Raw genomic sequence first — 25,078 nt, forward strand, 5'->3', positions numbered from 1 at the left:
CATACCTCCGTTGGTTTCGCGCGGAGCATGGAGCATTTCCGCCGGTCTTCCCAGTGCCCGCCGCGACGCACTTGACCCGACTCGGTGCATCGTGCAGCTTATTGAACAACTGTTCAATAAAAGGCCGGACCATGTTCGCAGCAACGACCTTCGATCTGGGCGAGGATATCGGCGCGCTGCGCGACACCGTGTGGTCCTGGGCCGAGGCCCGCGTCAGGCCGCAGGCGGCGGCGATCGACAGGGCCAACGTCTTTCCGGCGGACCTCTGGCGCGAGATGGGCGAGCTCGGGCTTCTGGGCATCACCGTGCCCGAGGCTTTCGGCGGGGCCGACATGGGCTATCTCGCCCATACCGTCGCGGTGGAGGAGATCGCCCGCGTCTCGGCCTCGGTCGCGCTGTCCTATGGCGCGCATTCCAACCTCTGCGTGAACCAGATCGTGCTGAACGGCTCCGAGGCGCAGAAGGCCCGCTACCTGCCGCGCCTCGTTTCCGGCGAGCATGTCGGCGCGCTGGCCATGTCGGAGGCGGGGGCGGGATCGGACGTGGTGTCGATGAAACTGCGCGCCGAGAAGCGCAACGGGCATTACCGGCTGTCGGGCACGAAATACTGGATCACCAACGGGCCGGATGCCGATGTGCTGGTGGTCTATGCCAAGACCGACCCCGAGGCGGGCTCCAAGGGCATCACCGCCTTCCTGATCGAGAAGGGCATGGCGGGCTTTTCCACCGGCCCGCATTTCGACAAGCTCGGCATGCGCGGCTCCAACACCGGCGAGCTGATCTTCGACGGCTGCGAGGTGCCCTTCGAGAACGTGCTGGGCGAGGAGGGGCGGGGCACCCGCGTGCTGATGTCGGGGCTCGACTACGAGCGCGTGGTGCTCTCGGGCATCGGCACCGGCATCCTTGCCGCCTGTCTCGACGAGGTGTTGCCCTATCTGCAGGGGCGCGAGCAGTTCGGCCAGCCGATCGGGTCGTTCCAGCTGATGCAGGCCAAGCTCGCCGACATGTTCGTGGCGCTGAACACGGCGCGGGCCTACACCTACGAGGTGGCGCGGGCCTGCGACAAGGGCACGGTCACCCGCGCCGATGCCGCGGCCTGCGTGCTCTATGCCTCGGAACAGGCGATGGTGCAGGCGCATCAGGCGGTGCAGGCCTTCGGCGGGGCAGGGTATCTCGCCGATGCGCCGGTGGCCCGGCTGTTCCGCGACGCCAAGCTGATGGAGATCGGCGCCGGCACCTCGGAAATCCGCCGCATGCTGATCGGCCGCGAACTGATGGCGGGGCGCTGATGGATCTCGTCAGCCTCGGCCGGCCCAACATCCTGCACGAGCATCTGGCCTGGCTGGTCGGGCCGCTGGAATGGCTGGCGGCGGGCATCCTGCTCGCCGCGATCCTGATCCTGCTGGTCGGAACGGGCCGCTTCGTCTTTGGCGGCGTGCGGGCGGAGCTGACGCGGCAGAGGTCGCTGCGGGTCTCGCGCACCAATGCCGAGCGGGTGGAGCTGGGGCGCTACATCCTCGCCGCGCTCGAGCTCTTCATCGTCGCCGACCTGATCCACACCGCCCTGTCGCAGGAGCTGGGCGATCTTCTCTATCTCGGCTTTCTGGTGCTGATCCGCTCGGCCATTTCCTATTTCCTCGACCGCGAGCTTCTGTCGCTGAAGAAGGATGCCGAGGAATGACGCGGCTCCCGCACCCTGGGGGCTGCCGGCCCGGATCGCCCGGACCGGCAGCGGCAGGCTCAGAACTTGTAGACGTAGGCGAAGCCGAAGATGACCGGGTCGATCTCCACCGTGCCCAGATCGGCGCCGTCGAGGCTCACGTCGGTGTCGATGTCGGCCCAGCGCACATCGGTGCGGATCGAGCCGTGCTCGTCGAGCTTGTAGTCAACGCCCGCATGCAGCGCGACGCCCCAGCTGTCGTCCAGCTTCAGATCGCCGCCGGCCAGCGCGCCTTCGGTGTCCTCGCTGAAGAAGGCGGTGTAGTTCAGGCCCGCGCCGAGGAAGGGCGTGAAGGCGCTGCCATTGGTAAAGTGATACTGGATCGAGACCACCGGCGGCAGATGCTTGGTGGTGCCGACCCGGCCCAGCCCGTCGATCTCGATGGCATGGCTGAAGGGGGTGGCGGCCAGCACCTCGATGCCGATGTTGTCGCGGATGAAATATTCGAAGGTGAAGGTCGGGCGGGCGCCGTCGCCCACGGACACATCCAGCGTGCCGCCGCCGAGGCTGCCGTTGTCGGATTTCGGTGCGACCTGATGGAAGCCGATCCCCAGCGTCATGTCGCCCTGCGACTGGGCGAAGGCGGGAGCGGCGAGAAGGGCGAGGGCGGTGGCCGCGAGGGCCGAACGGTTCAGGGTCATGGTCTTGCTTTCAGGTTGCGAACGAGGCGGACCATCGCGGCGCCCCGCCGCGGATTCCTTGACCTGCATCAACCGAATGTCGGCTACCGGCCGGGGAGGCCCGCGATGACCCCAAATCCCCGCCTCCGGGCGAAGATGTCGCAGGGCATGCCATGGCATGCGGCGGCATCCCGTCTTCCGGAGCGCGCCGCATGAAGCTCGTTTCCCGCCTCCTCCCCGGCTCCGAGTCGTTTCGGGCCAACCGCGCCGCGCATCTCGCGCTGCTCGACGGCATCGCCGAGGCCGCCGCCCTCGCCGCCGCCGGGGGTGGCGCGCAGGCGCAGGCCCGCCACGCCGCCCGCGGCAAGCTGCCGCCGCGCGAGCGGGTGGCGGCGCTGCTCGACCCGGGCTCGCCCTTCCTCGAGATCGGCGCGCTGGCCGCGCATGGCCTCTACGACGGCGCGGCCCCCGCCGCCGGGCTGATCGCCGGGGTGGGGCAGGTGGAGGGCCGCGATGTCATGGTGCTCTGCAACGATGCCACGGTGAAGGGCGGCACCTACTACCCGATGACGGTGAAGAAGCACCTGCGCGCGCAGGAGATCGCCGAGGCCTGCGCGCTGCCCTGCGTCTATCTGGTGGATTCCGGCGGGGCCAACCTGCCCAATCAGGACGAGGTCTTCCCCGACCGCGACCATTTCGGCCGGATCTTCTACAATCAGGCGCAGATGTCGGCCAAGGGCATCCCGCAGATCGCCGTGGTCATGGGCTCCTGCACCGCGGGCGGCGCCTATGTGCCGGCGATGTCGGACGTGACCATCATCGTCAAGGAGCAGGGCACCATCTTCCTCGCCGGCCCGCCCTTGGTGAAGGCCGCCACGGGCGAGGTGGTCAGCGCCGAGGACTTGGGCGGCGGCGATGTGCACACGCGGCTCTCCGGCGTCGCCGACTATCTCGCCGAGGATGACGCCCATGCCCTCGCCCTCGCGCGCCGCGCCCTGCGCCACCTGAACCGCGCGACCCCCGCGACCGTGCAGTGGCAGGCCCCCGAAGACCCGGCCTATGACCCCGAGGAGATCCTCGGCGCCGTCCCCGCCGACCTGCGCACCCCCTATGACGTGCGCGAGGTGATCGCCCGGCTCGTCGATGGCTCGCGCTTCGACGAGTTCAAGGCCCGCTACGGCGAGACCCTCGTCGCCGGCTTCGCCCATGTCATGGGCTGCCCGGTCGGCCTCGTCGCCAACAATGGCGTGCTCTTCTCCGAGGCCGCGATCAAGGCCGCGCATTTCATCGAGCTCTGCTCGCAGCGCAGCATCCCGCTCGTGTTCCTGCAGAACATCACCGGCTTCATGGTCGGTCGCCGCTACGAGACCGAAGGCATCGCCCGCCACGGCGCCAAGATGGTGACGGCGGTGGCCACCACCTCCGTCCCCAAGATCACCATGCTGATCGGCGGCAGCTTCGGCGCGGGCAACTACGGCATGGCCGGACGCGCCTTCTCGCCGCGCTTCCTCTGGTCCTGGCCCAATGCCCGGATCTCGGTGATGGGCGGCGAGCAGGCGGCAGGCGTGCTCGCCACGGTGCGCCGCGACGGGATCGAGCGGACGGGCGGCACTTGGTCGCCCGAGGAGGAGGCGGCCTTCAAGCGCCCCACGATCGAGATGTTCGACCGCCAGAGCCACCCGCTCCACGCCACCGCCCGGCTCTGGGACGACGGCATCCTCGATCCGCGCAAGAGCCGCGCCACCCTCGCCCTGTCGCTGAAGGCCGCCCTCAACGCCCCCATCGAGCCGACCCGCTTCGGCCTGTTCCGGATGTGACGCCCGTGACCCGCATCCCCTTCATCTTGGCAAAAATATCCTCGGGAGGTCCGGAGGGCAGACAGCCCTCCGGGGCCAGCCAGAGCCGCGAGGCCGCATGTTCCGCACGCTCCTGATCGCCAACCGCGGCGAGATCGCCTGCCGCATCATCGCCACCTGCCGCCGCCTCGGCGTGGCGACCGTGGCAGTCCATTCCGACGCCGATGCCACGGCCCGCCATGTGGCGCTTGCCGACCGGGCGATCCGCATCGGCGGCCCGGCCCCCGCCGACTCCTATCTGCGCGGCGAGGCGATCATCGCCGCGGCGCTCGAAGCCGGGGCCGAGGCGATCCACCCGGGCTACGGCTTCCTCTCCGAGAACCCGGAATTCGTCGACCGGGTCACCGCGGCGGGGCTCATCTTCGTCGGCCCCTCCGCCGCCGCGATCCGGGCCATGGGGCTGAAGGATGCCGCCAAGGCGCTGATGGCCGAAGCCGGGGTGCCGGTGGTCCCGGGCTATCACGGTGCCGACCAAGAGGACGACCGTCTGGCCGAGGCCGCGGCGGCCATCGGCTATCCGGTGCTGATCAAGGCGGTGGCGGGCGGCGGCGGCAAGGGGATGCGGCGGGTGGAGCGCCCGGGCGAGTTCGCGGCGGCCCTCGCCTCCGCCCGGGCCGAGGCGCTGGGCGCTTTCGGCAATGCCGCCGTGCTGATCGAGAAATGGATCGACTGCCCGCGCCATATCGAGATGCAGATCTTCGGCGATGGCGCCGAGGCCGTGCATCTCTTCGAGCGCGACTGCTCGCTGCAGCGCCGCCATCAGAAGGTGATTGAGGAGGCCCCGGCCCCCGGCATGACGCCCGAGATGCGCGCGGCGATGGGCGAGGCGGCGGTGCGCGCCGCCCGCGCCATCGGCTACAGCGGCGCGGGAACGGTGGAGTTCATCGTCGACGGCTCCGAGGGCCTGCGCCCCGACCGCTTCTGGTTCATGGAGATGAACACCCGCCTGCAGGTCGAGCATCCGGTGACCGAGGCGATCACCGGCGTCGATCTGGTGGAGTGGCAGCTGCGCGTCGCCTCGGGCGAGCCGCTGCCGCTGCGGCAGGACCAGCTCTCCATCACCGGCCATGCCGTCGAGGCCCGGCTCTATGCCGAGGACGTGCCCGCGGGCTTCCTGCCGGCCACCGGAAGGCTCGACCACCTGCGCTTCCCGGAGGGCGCGCGGGCCGATACCGGGGTGGCGGCGGGCGACACGATCAGCCCGTGGTACGACCCGATGATCGCCAAGATCGTCACCCATGGCCCGACCCGCGCCGTGGCGCTGAACCGCCTCGCCGTCGCGCTGGACGAGACCGAGGTGGCGGGAACCGTCACCAACCTCGGCTTCCTCGCCGCCCTCGCGCGGCACGAGGGCTTTGCGCGCGGCGAGGTCGACACCGGCCTGATCGCCCGCGACATCGACAGGCTGGCCGCGAGCCCCGCGCTCCCGCCCGGGATCCTCGCCGCCGCCCTGCTGACCGCCGCGCTGGGCCACAAGGTCCCGGCGTTGCAGGGCTTCACCCTCTGGCAGCCGTTGCGCCACCGGGTGACGCTGCTGTTGGGGGCCGAGTTGCATACCGCCCATCTCCGCCTCACCGCGCCGGGGCGGGCGCTGGTCGAGCTCGGCGGAACCGAACTCTCTGCCCACCTCACCCCCGAAGGCTGGGCGGTGGAGGGCCATCCCGCGCCGAAGGTGCTGCGCCACGGCGCGCATATCGACGTCTTCGCCCGGCGGCTCGGGACCTTCCGCTTCACGCTGCCCGATCCTCTGGCCCGCGACACTGCTGCGGCGGGGCAGGGCGGGCTGACGCTCTCGCCGATGCCGGGGCTGGTGCGCGCGGTCGCGGTGGTGGCAGGGCAGGCGGTGGCGGCGGGCGACCGGCTGGCGGTGCTCGAGGCGATGAAGATGGAGCATGTGCTGACCGCCGCCCGCGACGGCGTGGTGGCCGAGGTGCTGGTGGCGGCGGGCGATCAGGTGGAGGCCGGGGCGGCGCTGATCCGGCTGGAGGAGGCCGATGGCTGAGTTCGTCGAGATCGTCGAGGTCGGCCCGCGCGACGGGCTGCAGAACGAAAAGCGTCCCGTGCCCGCCGCCGAGAAGATCGCGCTGGTCGATCTCCTGTCGCAGGTCGGCTTCCGCCGGATCGAGGTGACGAGCTTCGTCAGCCCGACATGGGTGCCGCAACTCGCCGATGCCGCCGAGGTCATGGCCGGGATCGCCCGCCGCCCCGGCACGCGCTGGTCGGTGCTGGCGCCGAACCTGCGCGGCTACCACGCCGCGCGCGCCGCCGGGGCGGATGAGGTGGCGGTCTTCGTCTCGGCTTCCGAAGGCTTCTCCCGCGCCAATCTCAACGCTTCCGTGGCCGAAAGCCTCGCCCGGCTCGCCCCCCTCGCCGAGGCCGCGCGGGAGGATGCGATGCCGCTCCGGGGCTATATTTCCATGGTGGTCGACTGCCCCTTCGACGGCCCGACCGATCCCGCCGCCGTCGCCCGGGTCGCCGCCGCGCTCCGCGACCTAGGTTGCCACGAGATCGCGCTGGGCGATACCTTGGGTCGCGCCACGCCCGAGAGCTTTGCGCGGATGCTGGCGGCGGTGACTGGCGAACTGCCGGTGACCCGCCTCGCCGTGCATTGCCACGACACCGCGGGCCGCGCGCTGGAGGTGATCGACGCCGCGCTGGAGCACGGCGTGCGGGTGGTGGATGCGGCGGTCGGCGGCCTCGGCGGCTGCCCCTATGCGCCGGGGGCGGCGGGCAATGTGGCGACCGAGGCGGTGGCGGCGCATGTCGCGCGGGGCGGCTATGCCACCGGGCTCGATGCGGCGCGGCTGGCCGAGGCGGCGGCTCTGGCGCAGCGGCTGCGGACCGGGTGACAGCGAGACTTCAGAGGCGCGGGAGGGATGCGATGTTCGAGACGATCAGGCTGACGACGGATCCGCGCGGGGTGGCGAGCCTGACGCTGGCGCGGCCCGAGAAACACAACGCCCTCTCGGCGCAGATGATCGCCGAGCTGACCGAGGCGACGGAGACACTTGGTGCCGATCCTGCGGTGCGCGTCGTCCTGCTCGAGGCCGAGGGCGAGAGCTTCTGCGCCGGTGGCGATCTCGGCTGGATGCGGGCGCAAATGCAGGCCGACGCCCCGACCCGCGCTGCCGAGGCGCAGAAGCTCGCGCTGATGCTGCGCGCCCTGAACGAACTCCCGAAGCCGCTGATCGCCCGGGTGCAGGGGCAGGCCTTCGGCGGCGGGCTCGGGCTGATCTCGGTCTGCGATCTGGCGCTGGGGGCCAGTTCGGCGCGCTTCGGGCTGACCGAGGTGCGGCTGGGGCTGATCCCCGCCACCATCGCACCCTATGTTCTCGCCCGGATCGGCGAGGCGATGGCGCGGCGCATCGCGCTTTCGGGGCGGCTCTTTGAGGCGGAAGAGGCGATGCGGCTCGGCTTCCTCTCCCGCGTGCTGCCGCCCGACGAGCTTGCGGCGGCGGTCGAGGCCGAGATCACCCCCTTCCTTGCCGCCGCCCCCGGGGCGGTGGCCGAGACCAAGGCGCTCCTGCGCCGGCTCGCCCTCGCCCCCGGGGCCGAGACCGTCGAGACCACCGGCGCCGCCCTTGTCCGGCGCTGGGAAAGCGCCGAGGCCGCCGAGGGAGTCGCGGCCTTCTTCGCGCGCCGCCGACCCGGCTGGAGCGGCTGAGCCCGACTCGCCCGGTTTGCAATTCCGCTCTGCCTGCGGCGCATTGCTGCAACTGCGAAATTTCAGTTCACCATTGCATACCAATGCGATAACAGCGCGTGGCGCAGCGGTGTTTTGTCGCGACCTTCGGTTGACCCCGGCGGGGGCGAGGAGTAAACGGTGCGCAGCACGTGATCGCCTGCGCCCCCCTGTCCGGTGGCCAGCCGCCAGCCGAAGGAGCCGCTCATGGACGATCTTCTCCGAGAGTTTCTTCCCATCCTCATCCTGACGGGACTGGCAGGCGGGCTCGGCCTCGTCCTGATGCTCTCCGCGATCATCCTCGCGGTGCGCAACCCGGACCCGGAAAAGGTCTCGGCCTACGAATGCGGCTTCAACGCCTTCGACGACGCCCGGATGAAGTTCGAGGTGCGCTTCTATCTCGTCTCGATCCTGTTCATCATCTTCGATCTGGAAGTGGCCTTCCTCTTCCCCTGGGCGGTGGCCTTCGGCGAGATCTCGATGACCGGCTTCTGGGCGATGATGGCCTTCCTCGGGGTGCTGACGGTGGGCTTTGCCTATGAATGGAAGAAGGGTGCGCTGGAATGGCAATGATGGCGGGCGCCAACACGGCGGGGGTCGATCGCGACCACGCGACCGCGAGCCTCAACCGTGAGCTGCAGGACAAGGGCTTCCTGCTGACCACGACCGAGGATCTGATCAACTGGGCGCGCACCGGCTCGCTGCACTGGATGACCTTCGGTCTGGCCTGCTGCGCGGTCGAGATGATGCATACCTCGATGCCGCGCTACGACGTGGAACGCTTCGGCGTGGCGCCGCGCGCCTCGCCGCGCCAGTCCGACGTGATGATCGTCGCGGGCACGCTGACCAACAAGATGGCCCCGGCGCTGCGCAAGGTCTATGACCAGATGCCCGAGCCGCGCTACGTGATCTCGATGGGCTCCTGCGCCAATGGCGGGGGCTACTATCACTACAGCTATTCCGTGGTGCGCGGCTGCGACCGGATCGTGCCGGTCGACATCTACGTCCCGGGCTGCCCGCCCACGGCCGAGGCGCTGCTCTACGGCATCCTGCAGTTGCAGCGGAAGATCCGCCGCACCGGCACCATCACCCGCTGAAGGAGGCGCGCATGTCCGACGCCCTGAAGGAACTCGCCGCCCATATCGAACTGCGCCAGCCGCAGGCGGTGCTCTCCTCGCGCATCGCCTTCGACGAGCTGTCGCTCGAGGTGCCCGCGGCCCATCTGGTCTCGCTGGTGGAATTCCTCAAGTCCGACGGCACCTGCCGCTTCTCCAGCCTCGTCGACATCACCGCGATCGACCATCCCGAACGCCCGGCGCGCTTCGTGGTGGTCTATCACTTCCTGTCGATGTACCAGAACCAGCGCATCCGCCTGCGGGTCAATCTGCGCGAGGACGAGATGATGCCCTCGCTGTCCGGCGTGCATCCCGCGGCCAACTGGTTCGAGCGCGAGGTGTTCGACATGTTCGGCATCCTCTTCACCGGCCATCCCGACCTGCGCCGCATCCTGACCGACTACGGTTTCCGCGGCCATCCGCTGCGCAAGGATTTCCCGACCACCGGCTACACCGAGGTGCGCTACGACGAGGTCGAGAAGCGCGTGGTCTACGAGCCGGTGAGCCTGGTGCAGGAGTACCGGCAGTTCGACTTCATGTCGCCCTGGGAAGGGGCCAGCTACATCCTGCCCGGCGACGACAAGGCGAAGGCGTGACCGCATGACCCTGCCGCTGCCACAGCCCACCGATGCCCACCTGCTCCGCGCAGGCAAATGCGAGGGTCTCGCCTGATGGACACCCAGTTCGACGCCGCCCAGACGGGCGAGCAGAAGATCCGCAACTTCAACATCAACTTCGGCCCGCAGCACCCTGCGGCGCACGGGGTGCTGCGTCTGGTGCTGGAGCTGGACGGCGAGATCGTGGAACGCTGCGATCCGCATATCGGGCTTCTGCACCGCGGCACCGAAAAGCTGATGGAAAGCCGGACCTACCTGCAGAACCTGCCGTATTTCGACCGGCTGGACTATGTGGCGCCGATGAACCAGGAACATGCCTGGTGCCTCGCGATCGAGCGGCTGACCGGCACCGTCGTGCCGCGCCGCGCCAGCCTGATCCGGGTGCTCTTCTCCGAAATCGGCCGCATCCTGAACCACCTGATGAACGTCACCACGCAGGCGATGGACGTCGGCGCGCTGACCCCGCCGCTCTGGGGCTTCACGGCCCGCGAAGAGCTGATGGTGTTCTACGAACGCGCCTCGGGCGCCCGCCTGCACGCGGCCTATTTCCGCCCGGGCGGGGTGCATCAGGATCTCACGCCCAAGCTGATCGACGACATCGACACCTGGTGCGAGACCTTCCCGACGCTCCTCGACAACATCGAGGGGCTGCTGAACGAGAACCGCATCTTCAAGCAGCGCAATGCCGACATCGGCGTGATCACCGAGAAGGACATCCTCGACTGGGGCTTCTCCGGCGTCATGGTGCGCGGCTCGGGCCTGCCCTGGGATCTGCGGCGCTCGCAGCCCTACGAGTGCTATTCGGAGCTCGATTTCCAGATTCCGGTCGGCAAGAACGGCGACTGCTACGACCGCTACCTCTGCCGCATGGCCGAGATGCGCGAGTCGCTCAAGATCATGAAGCAGGTCATCGCCAAGCTGCGGGTAGAGCCCGGTGACGTGCTGGCGCGGGGCAAGATCACGCCGCCGCCGCGTGGCGAGATGAAGACCTCGATGGAAGCGCTGATCCATCACTTCAAGCTCTACACCGAAGGCTTCCACGTTCCGGCGGGCGAGGTCTATGCCGCGGTCGAGGCGCCCAAGGGCGAATTCGGCGTCTATCTGGTTGCCGATGGCACCAACAAGCCCTACCGCGCCAAGATCCGCGCACCGGGCTTCCTGCACCTTCAGGCCATGGACTACATTTCCAAGGGCCACCAGCTTGCCGACGTCGCGGCCATCATCGGCACGCTCGACATCGTGTTCGGGGAGATCGACCGCTAATGCTTCGCCGTCTGCATCAAGACCAGCCCGCCAGTTTCGCCTTCACCCCGGCGAACCTCGAATGGGCCGAGGGTCAGATCTCGAAATACCCCGAGGGCCGTCAGGCCTCGGCCATCATCCCGCTCTTGTGGCGCGCCCAGGAGCAGGAGGGTTGGCTGACCCGCAAGGCGATCGAGACCGTCGCCGACATGCTCGGCATGGCCTATATCCGCGCGCTGGAAGTGGCGACCTTCTACTTCATGTTCCAGCTCCAGCCGGTCGGCACGGTGGCGCATGTCCAGATCTGCGGCACCACCTCCTGCATGATCTGCGGCGCCGAGGATCTGATCCGCATCTGCAAGGAAAAGATCGCGCCGAAGGCGCATCAGCTCTCGGCGGATGGCAAGTTTTCCTGGGAAGAGGTCGAATGCCTCGGGGCCTGCGCCAACGCGCCGATGGCCCAGATCGGCAAGGACTATTACGAGGATCTCACCGCCGAGGTGCTCTCGAACCTGATCGACCGCTTCTCGGCGGGCGAGGTTCCGGTGCCCGGCCCGCAGAACGGCCGCTACGCCTCCGAGCCGCTGTCGGGGCTGACCAGCCTCGAGTCCCACGCCGAGGGCCGTCACCGCTACAACGCCTCGGTGCAGCTGGCGACCGACATCGGCGACACGGTGAAGCGGATCGACGGCACCGAAGTGCCGATCCTCACCCCCTGGCGCAAGCCAGCGGTGCATGAGGCGGTCGGCGCGGCGCAGGAGCCGACCCCCGGCGCGGGCGAGACGATCGACAAGACCGGCATCTCCGTGCAGGAGGCCGAGGCCGTGAAGAAGGGCCGTCCGGAGTCCGAGGGTGTGGCGACCGGCGGCACGGCCACGGCGGAGCCCGGCGCTCCGACCGCCGACGACGCGCCGAAGGACGACTGATGAAAGGCTCCCCCGACCCCGAGCGGCATCTGGCAGACCAGGCGCGGCTCGTGGCCATCGTGCTGGTAGCGACGATGGTCCTGTGGATGGGGGCGCAATGGCTGGGAAGCGTGCTGGGCTGGGAAGCCCGCTATGTTTTCCTCTTCGATCTGGCCGCGCTGGCCGGGTTCATATGGGCGCTGGTGGTAACCTGGCGGATCTGGCGCAGACGCCAGGGCAAATGAGGACGACGCGATGCTGAAAGATCAGGACCGGATCTTCACGAACCTCTACGGGATGCATGACCGCAGCCTGAAGGGCGCTCTGGCGCGCGGGCATTGGGACGGCACGGCGAACCTTCTGGCGCTCGGGCGTGACAAGCTGATCGACATGGTGAAGGCCTCGGGCCTGCGCGGTCGCGGCGGCGCGGGTTTCCCGACCGGTCTGAAGTGGTCCTTCATGCCCAAGCAGTCGGATGGCCGTCCCTCCTATCTGGTGGTGAACGCCGACGAGTCCGAGCCGGGCACCTGCAAGGACCGCGAGATCATGCGCCACGACCCGCATACGCTGGTCGAAGGCTGCCTGATCGCTGGTTTCGCGATGAACGCGGTGGCGGGCTACATCTACATCCGCGGCGAATACATCCGCGAGCGCGAGGCGCTGCAGCGCGCCATCGACGAGGCCTATGACGCCGGCTATCTCGGCAAGAACGCCTGCGGCTCGGGCTACGACTACGATCTCTACCTGCACCACGGCGCCGGCGCCTATATCTGCGGCGAGGAAACCGCGCTCCTGGAAAGCCTCGAAGGCAAGAAGGGCATGCCGCGGATGAAGCCGCCGTTCCCGGCGGGGGCGGGGCTCTACGGCTGCCCGACCACGGTGAACAACGTCGAATCCATCGCCGTCGTCCCGACCATCCTGCGCCGCGGACCGGAATGGTTCGCAGGCTTCGGCCGCCCGAACAACGCCGGCACCAAGCTCTTCGGCATCTCGGGCCATGTGAACAACCCCTGCGTGGTCGAAGAGGCCATGTCGATCTCGCTGCGCGAGCTGCTCGACCGCCATTGCGGCGGCGTGCGCGGCGGCTGGAAGAACATCAAGGCGGTGATCCCCGGCGGCTCCTCCGTGCCGATGCTGAACGCGGCGCAATGCGAGGATGCGATCATGGATTTCGACTGGCTGCGCGAGCAGAAGTCGGGTCTGGGCACCGCGGCCGTCATCGTGATGGACCAGTCGACCGATGTCATCAAGGCGATCTGGCGGCTGTCGAAGTTCTACAAGCACGAAAGCTGCGGCCAGTGCACCCCCTGCCGCGAAGGCACCGGCTGGATGATGCGCGTCATGGACCGGCTGGTGAAGGGCGAGGCGGAGGTCGAGGAGATCGACATGCTGCTGAGCGTCACGAAGCAGGTCGAAGGCCACACCATCTGCGCCTTGGGCGATGCGGCGGCCTGGCCGATCCAGGGTCTCGTCCGGCATTTCCGCGAGGAGATCGAGGACCGCATCAAGGCCAAGCGGACCGGGCGCATGGGCGCCATGGCGGCGGAGTAAGCAGGGTGCGGGCAGCGGTCCTCTTCGGTCTGGTCGGGGCGGGGGCTCTCGCGGCCTGCGGCGCACCGCAGGCGGGCGGGCCCGTTGCTGCCGCGCAGCTGCCGGTCACGGTCGAGGGCGTGGCCTATCGCGCCGACCTGCGTCCGGGCATCCCCGGCGAGATGCTGACCCCGGGCGGCGCCCGCCGCACCTCGGGCCTCTCCGTGGCTGTCACCCGCGAGGGCCAGCCGCTGCACTACAGCGACGGCGCGCCTGCCAAGAAGGCCGCCGAGGCCGCCTGCCTCTCGGGCGGTCACCGTTTCAACCCCTCGGCCATCGGCCGCGTCACCGGCGCGGGCGTGTGGACCTTCGCGGGGGCCTGCGCATGAGCGGCGCAGCCTGTCAGAACAACCTGCCGCCGGGCACGCTCCCGGCTGCGATCATCTCGGCGGAGTAAGCTGATGAGCACCCTCAAGAAAATCATCATCGACGGCGTCGAGGTCGAGGTGGATGCCGCGATGACGCTGATCCAGGCCTGCGAGCAGGCCGGGATCGAGATCCCGCGCTTCTGCTACCACGAGCGGCTGACCATCGCCGGCAACTGCCGCATGTGTCTGGTCGAGGTCGTGGGCGGCCCGCCGAAACCCACCGCCTCCTGCGCCATGCAGGTGCGCGACCTGCGCCCCGGCCCGAACGGCGAGCCGCCGGTGGTCAAGACCAACTCGCCCATGGTGAAGAAGGCCCGCGAGGGGGTGATGGAGTTCCTGCTCATCAACCACCCGCTCGACTGCCCGATCTGCGATCAGGGCGGCGAATGCGACCTGCAGGATCAGGCGATGGCCTACGGCGTCGATTTCAGCCGCTACCGCGAGCCGAAGCGCGCCACCGACAACCTGAACCTCGGCCCGCTGGTCGCCACCCAGATGACGCGCTGCATCTCCTGCACCCGCTGCGTCCGCTTCACCACCGAGGTGGCGGGCATCACCCAGATGGGCCAGACCGGCCGCGGCGAGGACAGCGAGATCACCAGCTACCTCAACGAGACGCTGGACTCGAACCTGCAGGGCAACATCATCGACCTCTGCCCGGTCGGCGCGCTGACCTCCAAACCCTATGCCTTCACCGCCCGCCCGTGGGAGCTGACCAAGACCGAGACCATCGACGTGATGGACGCGCTCGGCTCCAACATCCGCGTCGACACCAAGGGCCGCGAAGTGATGCGCATCCTGCCGCGCAACCATGACGGCGTGAACGAGGAGTGGATCAGCGACAAGACCCGCTTCGTCTGGGATGGCCTGCGCCGCCAGCGGCTCGACACGCCCTATATCCGCGAGAACGGTCGCCTGCGCAAAGCCGGCTGGGGCGAGGCTCTGGCAGTCGCCGCCCGTGCCATGCAGGGCCGCAAGGTCGCCGGTCTGGTCGGCGATCTCGCCCCGGTGGAAGCGGCCTTCGCGCTGAAGCAGTTGATCGAGGGCATGGGTGGCCGCGTCGAATCCCGCACCGACGGTGCGCGGCTTCCGGCGGGCAACCGCGCGGCCTATGTCGGCAGCGCCACCATCGAGGACATCGACACCGCAGGCCACATCCTGCTGATCGGCACCAACCCGCGTCTCGAGGCGGCAGTGCTCAATGCCCGCATCCGCAAGGCCTGGCTGAACGGCGCGACCGTCGGCCTGATCGGTGCCGCGGCGGATCTGACCTATGACTACACCCATTACGGCACCGACCGCGCGACGCTGGTGCGTCTCGCCTCCGAGCCGGTGAACCCGGATGTCAAAGGTCCGGGCGTGGTGATCGTGGGGCAGGGCGCCCTGACCGAAGCTGACGGCGAGGCGGTTCTGGCGCAGGCGATGACCTTCGCCTCGGCCTATGGCGCCAAGCTTCTGGTGCTGCATTCCGCCGCCTCGCGCGTCGGCGCGCTCGACATCGGCGCCGTGACCGAGGGCGGGCTCAGTGCCGCGCTCGACGGGGCCGAGGTGGTCTACAACCTCGGCGCCGACGAGGTGGAGATCGCGGCGGGTGCCTTCGTGATCTATCAGGGCAGCCACGGCGACCGGGGCGCGCATCGTGCCGACCTGATCCTGCCGGGCGCCGCCTATACCGAGGAAAACGGCCTCTTCGTCAACACCGAGGGCCGCCCGCAACTGGCGTTCCGCGCCGGCACCCCCCCGGGCGAGGCGAAGGAGAACTGGGCGATCCTGCGCGCGCTCTCGGCCGAGCTTGGCGCCACGCTGCCCTTCGACAGCCTCGCCGCGCTCCGTCAGACACTGGTCAAGGCCGTGCCGCATCTGGGTCGGATCGACGAGGTGCCGGCGAACGAGGGCCCGGCGCTGGAGTTGCGCGACCCGGGGCAGGCTGATTTCCGGCCCGCGATCCGCGACTACTATCTGACCAACCCGATTGCCCGCGCCTCCGCGTTGATGGGCGAGCTTTCGGCCAATGCGGCAGAGCGGGCGAAAGCCTCGCTCGCCGCCGAGTGACGACATGAAGCAGCCGGTCGCCCTCGCACCTCTCGGACTCGCTCTGGCGGGGCTGATGGGCTGCGCGGGCGAGGCGGAGGTGACGCGCGCCGACACGCCGCCGGTCTACAACGGCATCGAGACGCTGCTGCTCGACGGCGATCTGGTGAACTTCCGGGTCGAGATGACCGGCGGGCGCGGCATTCCGGATGTGGATGCCTATGCCCGCTGTGCGGCGGCGCAATATGCGCTGATCCGGGGCTTCGGTTTCGCCCGCCATCTGCGGACGAATGTCGCAGAAGAGGGTGGCATTTGGCGCGGCGATGCGGTTTACACCATCTCGTCCGCGCTGCCCCGCGGGCTGAAGACAATCGACGCCGAAGTGACGGTGCGCGATTGCGGCGAACAGGGAATACCGACGATATGAGCGGCTTGAGGGACACGAGGCATCATGGCTGATTTTCTGCAAACCGGGCTGGGGATCACGTTGCTGATGGCGGCGCAGGGTCTGCTGGTCATCGCCTTCGTGATGATCTCGCTGCTGTTCCTCGTCTATGGCGACCGCAAGATCTGGGCCGCCGTGCAGATGCGGCGCGGCCCCAACGTCGTGGGCGCCTTCGGCCTGCTGCAGACCGTGGCCGACGCCGCGAAATACGTCTTCAAGGAAGTCGTCGTCCCCGCCGGCGTCGATCGTCCGGTGTTCTTCCTCGCCCCCTTGGTCAGCTTCGTCCTGGCCATCCTCGCCTGGGCGGTGATCCCGTTCTCGGATGGCTGGGTGCTGTCGAACATCAACGTGGCCATCCTCTTCGTCTTCGCCACCTCCTCGCTCGAGGTCTACGGCGTCATCATGGGCGGCTGGGCCTCGAACTCGAAATATCCCTTCCTCGGTTCGCTGCGTTCCGCGGCACAGATGATCTCCTACGAGGTCAGCCTCGGTCTCATCATCATCGGCATCATCATCTCGACCGGCTCGATGAACTTCAGCCATATCGTCGATGCGCAGCGCGGTGACTTCGGCCTGTTCAACTGGTATTGGCTACCGCACCTGCCGATGGTGGCGCTGTTCTTCATCTCGGCCCTGGCCGAGACGAACCGCCCGCCGTTCGACCTGCCCGAAGCCGAATCCGAACTCGTCGCCGGCTTCCAGGTCGAGTATTCCTCGACGCCGTTCCTTCTCTTCATGGCCGGCGAATACATCGCCATCTTCCTGATGTGCGCGCTGATGAGCCTTCTGTTCTTCGGCGGCTGGCTCTCGCCCATCCCGGGGCTGCCCGACGGCGCCTTCTGGATGGTGCTGAAGATGGCGTTCTTCTTCTTCCTCTTCGCGATGGTGAAGGCCATCGTGCCGCGCTACCGCTACGACCAGCTGATGCGGATCGGCTGGAAGGTCTTCCTGCCGATGAGCCTCGGCTGGGTCGTGCTGGTGGCGTTCCTTGCGAAATTCGAAGTGTTCGGCGGCTTCTGGGCCCGCTGGGCGATTGGAGGCTGAGATGGGTCCGGCACGCACGATCGACTACACACGGGCTGCGAAATATTTCCTCCTGTTCGACTTCTTCAAGGGCTTCGGCCTCGGGCTGAAGTACTTCTTCGCTCCGAAGGAGACGATCAACTACCCGCACGAAAAGGGCCCGCTCTCCCCGCGCTTCCGCGGCGAACATGCGCTGCGCCGCTATCCCAACGGGGAAGAGCGCTGCATCGCCTGCAAGCTCTGCGAAGCCGTCTGCCCGGCGCAGGCCATCACCATCGACGCCGAACCGCGCGAAGACGGCAGCCGCCGCACCACGCGCTACGACATCGACATGACGAAATGCATCTACTGCGGCTTCTGCCAGGAGGCCTGCCCGGTCGATGCCATCGTCGAGGGGCCGAACTTCGAATTCTCGACCGAGACCCGCGAAGAGCTGTTCTACGACAAGGCCAAGCTTCTCGACAACGGCGCCCGCTGGGAGCCCGAGATCGCCCGCAACCTCGAGCTGGATGCGCCCTACAGATGACCGACGATCTCACCCGGATGTTCAAGGCGATGATGGAGCAGGGCCAGGAAATGGCCCGCGCCTTCAACCCCACGCTGGAGAACTTCCAGGTGAAGGGCTTCGAAAAGCTGATCCCCACGCTCTCCAAGGACATGATGGAGATGTGGTTCGGCAAGACCTTCAACCGCGAGGGGCTGGATGCGAAAACCCGGCTGCTCGTCACCATCGCCGCACTGACGGTGCTCGGTGCCCAGGCCGAGCCGCAGCTGCGTCTCACCATCCGCCACGCGATCGCCGCGGGCGCCACCAAACGCGAGATCGCCGAAGTGATCTATCAGATGAGCATGTTCGGCGGGGTTCCCGCCATGCAGAAGGCACTGGATATCGCCCAGTCCGTCTTTGCCGAGACCGAGGAGGAAAGCGAATGAGCATTGCCGATCTGGCCTTCTATGTCTTTGCCATCATGGGCGTCTCGGCAGCGGCGCTGGTCGTTCTGTCGCGCAACATGGTCCATGCCGTGCTGTGGCTGATCCTGACCTTCCTCTCCTCCGCCGGGCTCTTCGTGCTGCTCGGGGCGGAGTTTGTCGCCATGCTGCTGATCATCGTCTATGTCGGCGCGGTCGCGGTGCTGTTCCTCTTCGTCGTGATGATGCTCGACGTCGATTTCGAGGCGCTGAAGGGCGAGGTGGCGCGCTACATGCCGCTGGCGCTGCTGATGGGGATCATCATCCTGCTGCAGCTCAGCTTCGGCATCGGCGCCTGGATCGAGGCCGACAACGCCCGCGCACTGCGTCAGGCCGTGACCCCCGATCCGCTGCAGATCGAGAACACCCGCGCGCTGGGGCTCCTGATCTACGACAGGTATCTCTACCTGTTCCAGATCGCCGGGCTGATCCTGCTCGTCGCCATGATCGGGGCCATCGTGCTCACGCTGCGCGAGCGCAAGGACGTCAAGCGCCAGAACGTGCTGCACCAGATGTGGCGCGATCCGGGCAAGGCGATGGAGCTGAAGGACGTGAAGCCGGGGCAGGGGCTCTGACCCCCTCGGGTGGGGCCCGCCCCACCCGCTCGGCAGGGACGGTGGGGGTAAACCCCACCCTACGGAACGGCGGAGCGATCTCCGCACACGAATAACGGGCGCATGACCCGGAGGGACGGACATGGTTGGAATTGAGCATTACCTGACGGTTTCGGCGCTGCTGCTGGTGATCGGCATCTTCGGCATCTTCCTCAACCGGAAGAACGTCATCGTCATCCTGATGTCGATCGAGCTGATGCTCTTGTCGGTGAACATCAACCTCGTCGCCTTCTCGCATTTCCTCGGCGATCTGACGGGGCAGGTGTTCACCATGTTCGTGCTGACCGTGGCCGCCGCCGAGGCTGCCATCGGCCTCGCGATCCTCGTCACCTTCTTCCGCACCCGTGGCACCATCGACGTCGAAGACGTCAACGTGATGAAGGGCTGAGCGCATCATGGCAACGATCATCCTCCTTGCGCCGCTCCTCGGCGCGCTGATCTGCGGCTTCGGCTGGCGCCTCATCGGCGAGCGGGCCGGGCAGGTCATCGCCACGGCGCTGGTCTTCCTCTCGGCTTTCCTCAGCTGGATCATCTTCTTCAGCCATGACGGCGTCACCGAGCACGTCGTGCTGCTGCGCTGGATCGAGAGCGGCTCGCTCTCGACCGACTGGGGCATCCGGCTCGACCGTCTGACCGCGATCATGCTGGTGGTGGTGAACTCGGTCTCGGCGCTCGTGCACCTCTACAGCTTCGGCTACATGGCGCATGACGACAACTGGACCCATCACGAGCATTACAAGGCGCGCTTCTTCGCCTACCTGTCGTTCTTCACCTTCGCCATGCTCATGCTGGTGACCTCGGACAACCTTGTGCAGATGTTCTTCGGCTGGGAGGGTGTCGGCGTCGCCTCCTATCTGCTGATCGGCTTCTACTACCGCAAGCCCTCGGCCAATGCCGCGGCGATGAAGGCCTTTGTGGTCAACCGTGTCGGCGACTTCGGCTTCGCCCTCGGCATCTTCGCGCTGTTCTTCCTGGTGGATTCGATCCGTCTCGACGACGTCTTCGCCGCCGGGCCGATGCTGGCCGAAACCAACCTCACCTTCCTCTGGACCGAGTGGAATGCCGCCAACCTGATCGGCGTGCTCCTGTTCATCGGCGCCATGGGCAAATCCGCCCAGCTCGGCCTGCACACCTGGCTGCCCGACGCGATGGAAGGCCCGACCCCGGTCTCGGCCCTGATCCACGCCGCCACCATGGTCACCGCCGGCGTCTTCCTCGTCTGCCGCATGTCGCCGCTCTACGAATACGCCCCCGACGCGCAAACCATGATCGTCGTGGTCGGCGCCACCACCGCCTTCTTCGCGGCGACCGTGGGCCTCGTGCAGAACGACATCAAGCGCGTCATCGCCTATTCGACCTGTTCGCAGCTCGGCTATATGTTCGTGGCCGCCGGCGTCGGCGTCTATTCGGTGGCGATGTTCCACCTCTTCACCCATGCCTTCTTCAAGGCCATGCTCTTCCTCGGCGCGGGCTCGGTGATCCATGCCATGCACCACGAGCAGGACATGCGGAACTACGGCGGTCTGCGCCACAAGATCCCGCTGACCTTCGCCGCGATGCTGATCGGCACGCTGGCCATCACCGGCGTCGGCATCCCCCTGACCCACATCGGCTTCGCCGGCTTCCTGTCGAAGGACGCGGTGATCGAGAGCGCCTGGGTCGGCTCGACCTATGCCTTCTGGATGCTGGTGATCGCCGCCTTCATGACCAGCTTCTACAGCTGGCGGCTGATGTTCCTGACTTTCTTCGGCAAGCCGCGCGGCGACCATCATGCGCATGACCACGCGCATGAAAGCCCCAAGGTCATGCTGATCCCGCTCGGCGTCCTCGCCCTCGGCGCGATCTTCTCGGGGATGGTCTGGTACAATTCCTTCTTCGGCGACGAGGCCAAGATGCGCTCCTGGTTCGGCATGCCCGCCGCGGCGGAACATCAGGCCGAAGCCGGGGCAGAGCATGGGGCGGAAGCCGTGGCCGAAGCTCCGGCCGCAGCCGAAGCTCCCGCCGTGGCCGACACCGCGATCGAAGCACCGGCCGCAGCCGAAGCCCCCGTGGTGGCCGATACCGCAGCCGAGGCCGAGCATCACGCCGCCGCTCCGGTGCAGGGCGCGCTCTTCCTCGGGCCGGAGAACCACGTGATCCACGCCGCGCACGAGGCGCCGGTCTGGGTCAAGGTCTCGCCCTTCGTCGCGATGCTCCTGGGTCTGGCGCTGGCCTACCAGTTCTACATCCGCAACCCGAGCCTGCCGGGTCGTCTCGCGGCCAACCAGCGCCCGCTCTACCTGTTCTTCCTGAACAAGTGGTATTTCGACGAACTCTATGACGTGGTCTTCGTCCGCTCCGCCAAGTGGCTCGGCCGCTTCCTGTGGAAGCGCGGCGACGGCAATGTCATCGACGGCACCATCAACGGCGTGGCGCTCGGCTTCATCCCGATGCTCACCCGTCTCACGGGCAGGGCGCAGTCCGGCTACATCTTCCACTACGCTTTTGCCATGTTCCTCGGCATCGCGATCCTCATCACCTGGATGACGCTCTCGGGGGGCGCGCACTAATGGAAAACCTGCTTTCCATCATCACCTTCATCCCGCTGGTCGCAGCCCTCATCCTGGCGCTGTTCCTTCGGGGCGAGGATGCCGCCGCCCAGCGGAACGCGAAATGGCTGGCGCTCCTGGCCACCACGGCGACCTTCCTCGTCTCGCTGTTCCTGCTCTCGGGCTTCGATCCGCAGAACACCGACTTCCAGTTCGTCGAGACCTACGACTGGATCCTCGGCCTGAAGTACAAGATGGGCGTCGACGGCATCTCGGTGCTGTTCGTCATGCTCACCACCGCGCTCATGCCCATCACCATCGCCGCCTGCTGGACGGTCGAGGTGCGGGTCAAGGAATACATGATCGCCTTCCTCGTGCTGGAAAGCCTGATGCTCGGCGTGTTCTGCGCGCTCGACATGGTGCTGTTCTACATCTTCTTCGAGGCCGGGCTGATCCCGATGTTCCTGATCATCGGCATCTGGGGCGGCAAGGACCGGATCTATGCCGCGTTCAAGTTCTTCCTCTACACCTTCCTCGGCTCGGTGCTGATGCTGGTGGCGATGGTCGCCATGTATTTCGACGCCGGCACCACCGACATCCCGACGCTGATGGCGCATGAGTTCTCCTCGGGCACCATGAGCATCGCCGGCTTCCAGATCGTCGGCGGGCTACAGACGCTGCTGTTCCTCGCTTTCTTCGCCAGCTTCGCGGTGAAGATGCCGATGTGGCCGGTTCACACCTGGCTGCCCGACGCCCACGTTCAGGCGCCGACGGCTGGCTCGGTCGTGCTGGCCGCGATCCTGCTGAAGATGGGCGGCTACGGCTTCCTGCGTTTCTCGTTGCCGATGTTCCCGATCGGCGCAGACCTGCTGTCGCCGCTGGTCCTGTGGATGAGCGCCATCGCCATCGTCTACACCTCGCTCGTCGCTCTGGCGCAGAGCGACATGAAGAAGCTGATCGCCTATTCCTCGGTCGCCCACATGGGCTACGTCACCATGGGCATCTTCGCCGGCAACCAGCAGGGCGTCGACGGCGCGATCTTCCAGATGATCTCGCACGGCTTCATCTCGGGCGCGCTCTTCCTTCTGGTCGGCGTGATCTACGACCGCATGCACACCCGCGAGATCGACGCCTACGGCGGCCTCGTGAACCGCATGCCGGTCTATGCGCTGATGTTCATGTTCTTCACCATGGCCAACGTCGGTCTGCCCGGCACCTCCGGCTTCATCGGTGAATTCCTGACGCTGATGGGCATCTTCCAGGTGAACACTTGGGTGGCTGCGGTGGCGACTTCGGGCGTCATCCTCTCGGCGGCCTATGCGCTCTGGCTCTATCGCCGGGTCGTCTTCGGCCAGCTGGTCAAGGAAAGCCTGCTGACCATCAAGGACATGGACCGCCGCGAGCGGGCAATCTTTGCGCCGCTGGTGGTGATGACCCTGCTGCTGGGCGTCTATCCCAGCCTCGTGACCGATATCATTGGCCCCTCCGTGGCCAAGCTGACGACCGACTACCAGGCCGCGATACCTGCCGCTCCGGCATCGCAACTGGCCATGCATTGAGGGACGCAAGATGACCGCTGCCGATTTCTCGACCGTCCTTCCCGAGGTCATCCTCGCCATCTACGCCATGCTGGCGCTGCTGTTCGGCGTCTACACCGGCAAGGACAAGGCGGCGCCGATGCTGGTCTGGGCCACCGCCGGGCTGATGCTGGCGTTGGCGATCTGGCTTGGCCTCAGCCGTGACGGAGACCGTATCGCCTTCGGCGGCATGTTCACCGACGACGCCTTCGCCCGCTATGCCAAGGTGACGATCCTCGTCTCCGCCGCCGCCGTTCTGGCGCTGGGGCAGGATTACATGAGCCGCCGCGACCTCCTGCGCTTCGAATTCCCGATCCTCGTCAGCCTCTCGGTCGTCGGCATGATGCTGATGGTTTCGGCGGGCGACCTGATCGCGCTCTACATGGGTCTCGAACTGCAGAGCCTTGGCCTCTACGTCGTGGCCTCGCTGCGGCGCGACTCGGTGAAATCCACCGAAGCCGGTCTGAAATACTTCATCCTCGGCTCGCTCTCCTCGGGCCTGCTGCTCTACGGCATGTCGCTGGTCTACGGGTTCACCGGCACCACGCTGTTCTCGGGCATCCTCTCGACGCTGAACGCGGACATCCCCTACGGCCTGCTCTTCGGCCTCGTCTTCATGCTCTCGGGCCTCGCCTTCAAGGTCTCGGCCGCGCCGTTCCACATGTGGACGCCGGATGTGTACGAAGGCTCGCCGACGCCGGTCACCGCCTTCTTCTCCACCGCGCCGAAAGTCGCCGCGATGGCGCTGATCGCCCGCGTGGTCTTCGACGCCTTCGGCGGCATCACCGCCGACTGGAGCCAGGTCCTGGCCGCCCTCGCCGTCGCCTCGATGTTCCTCGGTTCGGTGGCGGCGATCGGCCAGCGCGACATCAAGCGCCTGATGGCCTATTCCTCGATCGCGCACATGGGCTACGCCATGGTCGGCCTCGCCGCCGGCACGGTGGGCGGGGTGCAGGCGATGCTGATCTACATGGCGATCTACGTCACCATGAACATCGGCACCTTCGCCTTCATCCTCTCGATGGAGAAGGACGGCCGCCCCGTCACCACCATCGACAGCCTGAACATGTATGTGACGCGCGAGCCGATGCGGGCCTGGGCGATGCTGTTCCTGATGTTCAGCCTCGCCGGCGTGCCGCCCTTCCTCGGCTTCGCGGCCAAGCTCTCGGTGCTGCGCGCCGCGGTCGATGGCGGCATGGTCTGGCTGGCGCTGCTGGCGGTGATCGCCTCGGTCATCGGCGCCTACTACTACATCCGCATCGTCTACCTGATGTTCTTCGGCAAGGAGAACGAGGGGCTCGACGGCAAGATGGGGTCGGTGCAATGGCTCATGCTGATGGGCTCCGCGGCGATCATGCTTCTGGGGATGATCAACCTCTTCGGCATCGAGGGTATGGCGGCGACGGCGGCGGAATCGCTTGTCCGCTGAGCCCTGGCCCGAGGGTGTTGCCCGCCATGTCCTCGACACGGTGGACAGCACCAACGCCTTCGCCGCGCGCCTCGCCCCCGACCTTTCGGGCCCCGCCTGGATCATGGCGGGGCTCCAGACTGCCGGGCGCGGCCGCCGGGGCCGGGCCTGGTCCAGCCCGCGCGGCAATTTCAGCGCCACGCTGATCCTGCGCCCGACCGAACGCCCCGAGATCGTCGCCCTGCGCTCCTTCGCCGCCGCCCTGGCGCTGCGCGACGCCTGCGTGGCGCTCACTGGCCTCCCGGACAGCTTCACCCTGAAATGGCCGAACGACGTGCTGTTGAACGGCGGCAAGCTTGCCGGCATCCTCTTGGAAAGCCTGGGTCAGGGCGCGCAGGTCCAGCATCTGGCCATCGGCATCGGCGTCAACCTGATCGCCGCCCCTGACCCCGCGCTGGTCGAACCCGGCGCCCTGCGCCCGGTCAGCCTGCTCGAGGAAACCGGCCTGCGCATCACCCCCACGGCGCTGCTCGACGCGCTCGCCCCCGCCTATGCCCGCTGGGAGCAGGTCTTCACCACCCAGGGCTTTGCCCCGCTCCGCAGCGCCTGGCTCGCCCATGCCGCGCGTCTTGGCGAGCCGATCCGCGCCCGCACCGGCCAGACCACCCGTGACGGCATCTTCGAGACGGTGGACGCCACCGGCGCTTTGGTGATGATGACCGCCGAGGGCCGCGTCGCGATTCCGGCCGCCGAGGTGTTTTTCTGAAA

The 25,078-nt window shown here is 67.6% G+C and carries 27 protein-coding genes; 25 read left to right on the top strand and 2 right to left on the bottom strand.

Translation table 11 applies throughout. The annotated features are described in order from the left end of the window. Positions 1–131: 131 nt before the first annotated feature. Together AC3A5Z_RS06310 and AC3A5Z_RS06315 are read left to right on the top strand one after the other, a co-directional pair. Positions 132–1,289 (top strand): acyl-CoA dehydrogenase family protein, encoded by a 1,158-nt coding sequence (locus AC3A5Z_RS06310; protein ID WP_487518493.1) that lies wholly within the window; start codon positions 132–134, stop codon positions 1,287–1,289. Then, positions 1,289–1,681: a DUF1622 domain-containing protein gene (locus AC3A5Z_RS06315; RefSeq protein WP_487518494.1), complete on the top strand. Its 393-nt coding sequence runs from the start codon at positions 1,289–1,291 to the stop codon at positions 1,679–1,681. The genes AC3A5Z_RS06310 and AC3A5Z_RS06315 overlap by 1 nt, the downstream gene beginning before the upstream one ends. A 59-nt stretch (positions 1,682–1,740) precedes the next feature. On the opposite strand, the gene AC3A5Z_RS06320 is transcribed toward AC3A5Z_RS06315, so the two are convergent. Then, positions 1,741–2,361, bottom strand: a complete 621-nt coding sequence (locus tag AC3A5Z_RS06320) for an OmpW/AlkL family protein (RefSeq protein ID WP_487518495.1) — start codon at positions 2,359–2,361, stop codon at positions 1,741–1,743. 191 nt (positions 2,362–2,552) lie between these two features. On the opposite strand from AC3A5Z_RS06320, the gene AC3A5Z_RS06325 reads away from it, so the two are divergent. From AC3A5Z_RS06325 to AC3A5Z_RS06340, 4 genes are all read left to right on the top strand, one after another. Further along, complete coding sequence (locus tag AC3A5Z_RS06325) at positions 2,553–4,157, top strand: carboxyl transferase domain-containing protein (RefSeq protein ID WP_487518496.1); 1,605 nt, start codon at positions 2,553–2,555, stop codon at positions 4,155–4,157. A gap of 97 nt (positions 4,158–4,254) precedes the next feature. After that, on the top strand, positions 4,255–6,198 hold the full coding sequence (locus AC3A5Z_RS06330; RefSeq protein ID WP_487518497.1) for an acetyl/propionyl/methylcrotonyl-CoA carboxylase subunit alpha: 1,944 nt from the start codon (positions 4,255–4,257) through the stop codon (positions 6,196–6,198). Next, on the top strand, positions 6,191–7,045 hold the full coding sequence (locus tag AC3A5Z_RS06335) for a hydroxymethylglutaryl-CoA lyase (RefSeq protein WP_487518498.1): 855 nt from the start codon (positions 6,191–6,193) through the stop codon (positions 7,043–7,045). Before AC3A5Z_RS06330 ends, AC3A5Z_RS06335 begins: the two co-directional genes overlap by 8 nt. Positions 7,046–7,077: 32 nt before the next feature. Beyond that, on the top strand, positions 7,078–7,860 hold the full coding sequence (locus AC3A5Z_RS06340; protein WP_487518499.1) for a crotonase/enoyl-CoA hydratase family protein: 783 nt from the start codon (positions 7,078–7,080) through the stop codon (positions 7,858–7,860). A gap of 62 nt (positions 7,861–7,922) precedes the next feature. Here the strand turns inward: AC3A5Z_RS06340 and AC3A5Z_RS06345 are convergent, their stop codons facing one another. After that, complete coding sequence (locus tag AC3A5Z_RS06345; protein WP_169310986.1) at positions 7,923–8,087, bottom strand: hypothetical protein; 165 nt, start codon at positions 8,085–8,087, stop codon at positions 7,923–7,925. Between AC3A5Z_RS06345 and AC3A5Z_RS06350 the strand changes: the two genes are divergently transcribed. The 19 genes from AC3A5Z_RS06350 to AC3A5Z_RS06440 all read left to right on the top strand — a co-directional run bounded on the left by AC3A5Z_RS06350 (position 8,086) and on the right by AC3A5Z_RS06440 (position 25,076). After that, a complete protein-coding gene (locus AC3A5Z_RS06350) occupies positions 8,086–8,451 on the top strand; it encodes an NADH-quinone oxidoreductase subunit A (RefSeq protein WP_487518500.1) in 366 nt (121 codons plus the stop codon). The two genes, AC3A5Z_RS06345 and AC3A5Z_RS06350, sit on opposite strands and share 2 nt — an antisense overlap. Then, positions 8,451–8,975, top strand: coding sequence for a NuoB/complex I 20 kDa subunit family protein (locus tag AC3A5Z_RS06355; RefSeq protein ID WP_487518651.1), 525 nt, complete (start codon positions 8,451–8,453; stop codon positions 8,973–8,975). Before AC3A5Z_RS06350 ends, AC3A5Z_RS06355 begins: the two co-directional genes overlap by 1 nt. Before the next feature lie 11 nt (positions 8,976–8,986). Continuing rightward, entirely contained in the window at positions 8,987–9,589 is a 603-nt protein-coding gene (locus tag AC3A5Z_RS06360) for an NADH-quinone oxidoreductase subunit C (protein ID WP_487518501.1), read from the top strand. Positions 9,590–9,664: 75 nt separating this feature from the next. Beyond that, positions 9,665–10,873, top strand: coding sequence for an NADH-quinone oxidoreductase subunit D (locus AC3A5Z_RS06365; protein WP_487518502.1), 1,209 nt, complete (start codon positions 9,665–9,667; stop codon positions 10,871–10,873). After that, positions 10,873–11,778 (top strand): NADH-quinone oxidoreductase subunit NuoE, encoded by a 906-nt coding sequence (nuoE, locus tag AC3A5Z_RS06370; RefSeq protein WP_487518503.1) that lies wholly within the window; start codon positions 10,873–10,875, stop codon positions 11,776–11,778. The genes AC3A5Z_RS06365 and nuoE overlap by 1 nt, the downstream gene beginning before the upstream one ends. Next, the gene (locus AC3A5Z_RS06375) at positions 11,778–12,002 is read left to right on the top strand and encodes a DUF5337 domain-containing protein (protein WP_487518504.1); all 225 of its coding nucleotides are present in this window, start codon (positions 11,778–11,780) and stop codon (positions 12,000–12,002) included. The genes nuoE and AC3A5Z_RS06375 overlap by 1 nt, the downstream gene beginning before the upstream one ends. A gap of 10 nt (positions 12,003–12,012) precedes the next feature. After that, positions 12,013–13,308 (top strand): NADH-quinone oxidoreductase subunit NuoF, encoded by a 1,296-nt coding sequence (gene nuoF / locus AC3A5Z_RS06380; RefSeq protein ID WP_487518505.1) that lies wholly within the window; start codon positions 12,013–12,015, stop codon positions 13,306–13,308. 5 nt (positions 13,309–13,313) lie between these two features. After that, a complete protein-coding gene (locus AC3A5Z_RS06385) occupies positions 13,314–13,676 on the top strand; it encodes a hypothetical protein (RefSeq protein WP_487518506.1) in 363 nt (120 codons plus the stop codon). 72 nt (positions 13,677–13,748) lie between these two features. Then, complete coding sequence (gene nuoG, locus AC3A5Z_RS06390; protein ID WP_487518507.1) at positions 13,749–15,767, top strand: NADH-quinone oxidoreductase subunit NuoG; 2,019 nt, start codon at positions 13,749–13,751, stop codon at positions 15,765–15,767. Positions 15,768–15,771: 4 nt separating this feature from the next. Continuing rightward, a complete protein-coding gene (locus AC3A5Z_RS06395) occupies positions 15,772–16,173 on the top strand; it encodes a hypothetical protein (protein WP_487518508.1) in 402 nt (133 codons plus the stop codon). 24 nt (positions 16,174–16,197) lie between these two features. Next, entirely contained in the window at positions 16,198–17,235 is a 1,038-nt protein-coding gene (gene nuoH, locus AC3A5Z_RS06400) for an NADH-quinone oxidoreductase subunit NuoH (protein ID WP_487518509.1), read from the top strand. Position 17,236: 1 nt separating this feature from the next. Continuing rightward, a complete protein-coding gene (gene nuoI / locus AC3A5Z_RS06405) occupies positions 17,237–17,740 on the top strand; it encodes an NADH-quinone oxidoreductase subunit NuoI (protein WP_487518510.1) in 504 nt (167 codons plus the stop codon). Then, entirely contained in the window at positions 17,737–18,147 is a 411-nt protein-coding gene (locus AC3A5Z_RS06410; protein WP_487518511.1) for a carboxymuconolactone decarboxylase family protein, read from the top strand. The genes nuoI and AC3A5Z_RS06410 overlap by 4 nt, the downstream gene beginning before the upstream one ends. Then, entirely contained in the window at positions 18,144–18,758 is a 615-nt protein-coding gene (locus tag AC3A5Z_RS06415; RefSeq protein ID WP_487518512.1) for an NADH-quinone oxidoreductase subunit J, read from the top strand. The genes AC3A5Z_RS06410 and AC3A5Z_RS06415 overlap by 4 nt, the downstream gene beginning before the upstream one ends. Positions 18,759–18,879: 121 nt before the next feature. Next, entirely contained in the window at positions 18,880–19,185 is a 306-nt protein-coding gene (nuoK, locus tag AC3A5Z_RS06420) for an NADH-quinone oxidoreductase subunit NuoK (RefSeq protein WP_107663831.1), read from the top strand. Between the two features lie 7 nt (positions 19,186–19,192). Then, positions 19,193–21,346 carry an NADH-quinone oxidoreductase subunit L gene (nuoL, locus tag AC3A5Z_RS06425; RefSeq protein WP_487518513.1) on the top strand — a complete coding sequence of 718 codons (2,154 nt, stop codon included), beginning with the start codon at positions 19,193–19,195 and terminating at the stop codon, positions 21,344–21,346. Beyond that, positions 21,346–22,884, top strand: a complete 1,539-nt coding sequence (locus AC3A5Z_RS06430; RefSeq protein ID WP_107663829.1) for an NADH-quinone oxidoreductase subunit M — start codon at positions 21,346–21,348, stop codon at positions 22,882–22,884. The genes nuoL and AC3A5Z_RS06430 overlap by 1 nt, the downstream gene beginning before the upstream one ends. Positions 22,885–22,894: 10 nt before the next feature. Further along, a complete protein-coding gene (gene nuoN, locus AC3A5Z_RS06435) occupies positions 22,895–24,331 on the top strand; it encodes an NADH-quinone oxidoreductase subunit NuoN (protein WP_487518514.1) in 1,437 nt (478 codons plus the stop codon). Continuing rightward, positions 24,321–25,076 (top strand): biotin--[acetyl-CoA-carboxylase] ligase, encoded by a 756-nt coding sequence (locus tag AC3A5Z_RS06440; RefSeq protein ID WP_487518515.1) that lies wholly within the window; start codon positions 24,321–24,323, stop codon positions 25,074–25,076. The genes nuoN and AC3A5Z_RS06440 overlap by 11 nt, the downstream gene beginning before the upstream one ends. Positions 25,077–25,078 lie beyond the last annotated feature (2 nt).

The sequence above is a fragment of the Cereibacter sp. Soil_C_27 genome, assembly GCF_057657095.1.

Bases quoted from the DNA above. Each gene is read 5' to 3' on its own strand.
- AC3A5Z_RS06310 (WP_487518493.1), top strand. From the start codon at position 132: ATGTTCGCAGCAACGACCTTCGATCTGGGCGAGGATATCGGCGCGCTG.
- AC3A5Z_RS06315 (WP_487518494.1), top strand. From the start codon at position 1,289: ATGGATCTCGTCAGCCTCGGCCGGCCCAACATCCTGCACGAGCATCTG.
- AC3A5Z_RS06320 (WP_487518495.1), bottom strand. From the start codon at position 2,361: ATGACCCTGAACCGTTCGGCCCTCGCGGCCACCGCCCTCGCCCTTCTC.
- AC3A5Z_RS06325 (WP_487518496.1), top strand. From the start codon at position 2,553: ATGAAGCTCGTTTCCCGCCTCCTCCCCGGCTCCGAGTCGTTTCGGGCC.
- AC3A5Z_RS06330 (WP_487518497.1), top strand. From the start codon at position 4,255: ATGTTCCGCACGCTCCTGATCGCCAACCGCGGCGAGATCGCCTGCCGC.
- AC3A5Z_RS06335 (WP_487518498.1), top strand. From the start codon at position 6,191: ATGGCTGAGTTCGTCGAGATCGTCGAGGTCGGCCCGCGCGACGGGCTG.
- AC3A5Z_RS06340 (WP_487518499.1), top strand. From the start codon at position 7,078: ATGTTCGAGACGATCAGGCTGACGACGGATCCGCGCGGGGTGGCGAGC.
- AC3A5Z_RS06350 (WP_487518500.1), top strand. From the start codon at position 8,086: ATGGACGATCTTCTCCGAGAGTTTCTTCCCATCCTCATCCTGACGGGA.
- AC3A5Z_RS06345 (WP_169310986.1), bottom strand. From the start codon at position 8,087: ATGAGCGGCTCCTTCGGCTGGCGGCTGGCCACCGGACAGGGGGGCGCA.
- AC3A5Z_RS06355 (WP_487518651.1), top strand. From the start codon at position 8,451: ATGGCGGGCGCCAACACGGCGGGGGTCGATCGCGACCACGCGACCGCG.
- AC3A5Z_RS06360 (WP_487518501.1), top strand. From the start codon at position 8,987: ATGTCCGACGCCCTGAAGGAACTCGCCGCCCATATCGAACTGCGCCAG.
- AC3A5Z_RS06365 (WP_487518502.1), top strand. From the start codon at position 9,665: ATGGACACCCAGTTCGACGCCGCCCAGACGGGCGAGCAGAAGATCCGC.
- nuoE (WP_487518503.1), top strand. From the start codon at position 10,873: ATGCTTCGCCGTCTGCATCAAGACCAGCCCGCCAGTTTCGCCTTCACC.
- AC3A5Z_RS06375 (WP_487518504.1), top strand. From the start codon at position 11,778: ATGAAAGGCTCCCCCGACCCCGAGCGGCATCTGGCAGACCAGGCGCGG.
- nuoF (WP_487518505.1), top strand. From the start codon at position 12,013: ATGCTGAAAGATCAGGACCGGATCTTCACGAACCTCTACGGGATGCAT.
- nuoG (WP_487518507.1), top strand. From the start codon at position 13,749: ATGAGCACCCTCAAGAAAATCATCATCGACGGCGTCGAGGTCGAGGTG.
- AC3A5Z_RS06395 (WP_487518508.1), top strand. From the start codon at position 15,772: ATGAAGCAGCCGGTCGCCCTCGCACCTCTCGGACTCGCTCTGGCGGGG.
- nuoH (WP_487518509.1), top strand. From the start codon at position 16,198: ATGGCTGATTTTCTGCAAACCGGGCTGGGGATCACGTTGCTGATGGCG.
- nuoI (WP_487518510.1), top strand. From the start codon at position 17,237: ATGGGTCCGGCACGCACGATCGACTACACACGGGCTGCGAAATATTTC.
- AC3A5Z_RS06410 (WP_487518511.1), top strand. From the start codon at position 17,737: ATGACCGACGATCTCACCCGGATGTTCAAGGCGATGATGGAGCAGGGC.
- AC3A5Z_RS06415 (WP_487518512.1), top strand. From the start codon at position 18,144: ATGAGCATTGCCGATCTGGCCTTCTATGTCTTTGCCATCATGGGCGTC.
- nuoK (WP_107663831.1), top strand. From the start codon at position 18,880: ATGGTTGGAATTGAGCATTACCTGACGGTTTCGGCGCTGCTGCTGGTG.
- nuoL (WP_487518513.1), top strand. From the start codon at position 19,193: ATGGCAACGATCATCCTCCTTGCGCCGCTCCTCGGCGCGCTGATCTGC.
- AC3A5Z_RS06430 (WP_107663829.1), top strand. From the start codon at position 21,346: ATGGAAAACCTGCTTTCCATCATCACCTTCATCCCGCTGGTCGCAGCC.
- nuoN (WP_487518514.1), top strand. From the start codon at position 22,895: ATGACCGCTGCCGATTTCTCGACCGTCCTTCCCGAGGTCATCCTCGCC.